The organism is Mesorhizobium sp. M1A.F.Ca.IN.020.04.1.1, assembly GCF_003997315.1.
Taxonomy (GTDB): Bacteria; Pseudomonadota; Alphaproteobacteria; order Rhizobiales; family Rhizobiaceae; genus Mesorhizobium.
Genome location: NZ_RZSN01000320.1, coordinates 1 through 2,910, shown reverse-complemented (window position 1 = coordinate 2,910; position 2,910 = coordinate 1). Strand labels below are relative to the sequence as shown.

Here is a 2,910-nt window from a genome sequence, read left to right as displayed (position 1 = left end):
TGCTTCAACAAGCTCAAGCATTTCAGACGCTTCGCCACACGCTTCGATCGTCGCGCCGGCCACTTCCTCGCCTTCATCCATCTCGCCGCAGCTATGTTATGGATGCGCTGAATGTCGATTCAGCCTAATATATCCACGCCGACGGCGAAGAACCGAACGAACGGGCGTAAGCACGGCTAAGCTGTATCAGCGATACGATCCGGGCACCCTGGGACGAGCCGTTTGCCGGGGCAAAGTCTTAGAAATTTTCGCTACAAAGGCGGCGCAAAGTGCGCATCTGCCCTCTCGCTGAACGGGGTAAGAGGCCCGGCCTGATACGCCCAAGTCCCGCTGACTTCCCCGCCCAGGCCGGGTCGCCCCAGCTCCACTTGAAGGCGAGCTACGTGGCCTCGTCAGTCACCCAACCCATGGACTTTCGGGCGCCGGTCTCCAACGGCCCGGCCAGTCATCTTGGTAGCTGCGGCCTCCGGTCTGTCCTCGCTCGCGACCTTGTGAGAGGTCGCGTCTTCACCGGACATAGTTCAAACCCTACGGCTATCATTGCTTCCCGACCTTAGAGGGGGATCTTCTCGCGCCTTTTTCGCGCGAATAACTGCACTGTCTGAGCGCGGCCATAAACGCCTCGGCTGCCAGGTCGCATTTGCGCTTGGACGGACCGTTGCTCTGGATCACAATTTCGGCCTGCCTGGTTGTCAGGCCGTGCTTTGCCGCAAACTCGTCTATGTCGGCTCCCGTCCAGCACGACCGCTTCAAACTTGCATTTTATCTCCTGGTCCCGAAATCGTGAGGAGCCAACGCGGGACCGTCGATAACGTTTCAGATCAACGTCGAGAGCCCTCAACTCGGCTGGTCGCCAGAGGCGCCTTCTCGTCGACGGCTTATGGAGCGTCACCACGCTCTCGTACTCTTTCCGTTCTGGCCTCTGAATGGCGGGCAACTTACATAGCCAGGGCTATGGCCTCGGCTGGAACGCTGCCGCGCTCGCGAGCCTGGAGACTATAGAACGGCCCGGCAGCCATCTTGCTTCGGGGAAGCGGTGACGCACCGCCGAGGTGGTCCGGGAGTGGGTAGCCAAAACCCCGGACAGCGTTAACCTCGCCGGCTCTATCAAATGATGCAGCGGGGCGAAGGTTTCCGGGTTGGGACCAAAAGCGTCAGTTCCTCGGACCTCGGTCGCATCGGGGAACATTCCACTAGCCGGCAGGTTCGGTTTTGCGGCGCGACGCTTTGCAGACTCCCGCGCCGTTGGGAGTCCCGCTCGCCACCCCTCAAGGCGGGCGGGCTCTTGTTTGCCAGCGGAGCATAGGGCAATGAAAGACGGCGACGGCAAGCCGGATGGCTCGCACACCGACAAGAACATCCACCTTTTGGCCGCGAGGTTGGCGAAGAGACGAGCCTATCCGAGGAGGAGGCGCGGGACCTGATCAAGTTGATCGGCACAGATTGGAGTGCGCTGGTGCGAGAAGCGAAATTCCTCAAGGGCCGACATTGAGCACGCGCGGCACGAACTTCCTGCATCAATGGCTCGCCAACAACCAGGCCGGCATGGTCAGCGCGGACGTCCTGTCGATTGCCGAGGTCATCCAGCAACCTTTTGCCGACGCGAAGTCGCTTGGCATCAGCAGCACTGAACTCGAGGAAGACACCGGCAGCATCTATCAAGAAAACAAAAAGGGCGACATGTCTGCCGCCCTCGACGCCATCGTCCACCACGAAGGCGGGGCACCGGAATAGCTAGGCCGCGCCGAAATGCCCGCCGCTTACGCTCATTAGCTGCGACGGGCTTTTTCATGGGAACCAAATTGGTCAGGTCGCGTTGCGGGCCACTGGGGACTTTTTCCTATGGCCGAAACCGAGCAAGAGCTTAGCGACCGCGCGCGGGCACACAAGCAATTGATCGTGCAGTTCCTAACCCGGGAAACTGGGATCACCGAAGCTCAAGCGCGCGATCTCATAGACATGATCGGCAATGCCCCGGCTTCGCTCCTTCGCGAGGCGCGGTTGCTGAAAAAGCTGTAGCGCGATCCAACAGAGGAGCACTGCGAAGGCCGGTTAACAGATGCCCGTCACCTCCTGGCAGAAATGGCGGGCATCCGTCACTACTTTCTGGCTGTCGACGATGAAGGGACCTCATGCTCGCCGGCAACGACCAAACTGAGCAATGGGCGGTTTGTTTCAGCATAGGAACCAAAGCGCTTCTCCGTGCGACTTCGGTCGTATCGGGCGAACGGAACATTCCATCAACCATCCCGTTCTGTGTCGCGGCGTGTGTCCCCGGCCAAGGTTCACCGCGCCGCGTGGGGGCATTTCCCCCGGAGCCCGTTCGACCCCCCTCAGGCGAGCGGGCTCTTGCTTGTCAGTGCAGGAACGCCGCGTGCGGTATACCATCACCGTCAATGGCTCGTGCCGATGACATCCGCATGGTGCGCGGGCATGTTAGCCTGGGTAGACGACACATCGCCCAGCAGCGGGAGCACATAGCCCAATTGGAACGGCTCGAATCGCCCATCGCCAAGGCGCTTGAATTCCTCGAACTTCTCGAAAGCACGCAGGAGCTTCACGAACTGCATCTACGCGGCTGCTGGCAAAGGCTGCTGGACGAGAGCCTATCAAACGATGCAGCGAGGCGCAGGTTTGGATACAGGAAGACGCAAGCTTACGGTTAGGCTTTCCTATCCATCGTGGCAATCGGCGCCGCCTCGTCCTGTCACCCCGTTCTGGAAGGCTGCGATCAACAGGCTACCCAGCCATTCCCTTTCGGCGGCGTCGGCACTTGCGGGTAATAGCTTCTGGAGCACTCTTTCAAGCATCGCCATGTCGTCGGGTTCGAGATACTGTTTGGCTGAGAACGCATCGGGCACCCCAGCAGGAACCTCTGCGGCCCGGCCCGCTTAACCTAGGTGACACAGG

General features: G+C 60.4%; 3 protein-coding genes and 1 pseudogene. 3 read left to right on the top strand and 1 reads right to left on the bottom strand.

What is annotated here, in order from left to right; all coding sequences use genetic code 11:
- The 3 genes and pseudogenes from EOA49_RS31230 to EOA49_RS32955 form a co-directional block, all read left to right on the top strand.
- A pseudogene (locus tag EOA49_RS31230) lies at positions 1–111 on the top strand (IS5/IS1182 family transposase); the annotation flags it as partial.
- Between the two features lie 1,377 nt (positions 112–1,488).
- Complete coding sequence (locus tag EOA49_RS31215; protein WP_127217217.1) at positions 1,489–1,734, top strand: DUF768 domain-containing protein; 246 nt, start codon at positions 1,489–1,491, stop codon at positions 1,732–1,734.
- A 108-nt stretch (positions 1,735–1,842) separates the two neighbouring features.
- Positions 1,843–2,019: a hypothetical protein gene (locus EOA49_RS32955; RefSeq protein ID WP_164747073.1), complete on the top strand. Its 177-nt coding sequence runs from the start codon at positions 1,843–1,845 to the stop codon at positions 2,017–2,019.
- 374 nt (positions 2,020–2,393) lie between these two features.
- Here the strand turns inward: EOA49_RS32955 and EOA49_RS32950 are convergent, their stop codons facing one another.
- A complete protein-coding gene (locus EOA49_RS32950; RefSeq protein ID WP_164747072.1) occupies positions 2,394–2,570 on the bottom strand; it encodes a hypothetical protein in 177 nt (58 codons plus the stop codon).
- Between the last annotated feature and the right edge of the window lie 340 nt (positions 2,571–2,910).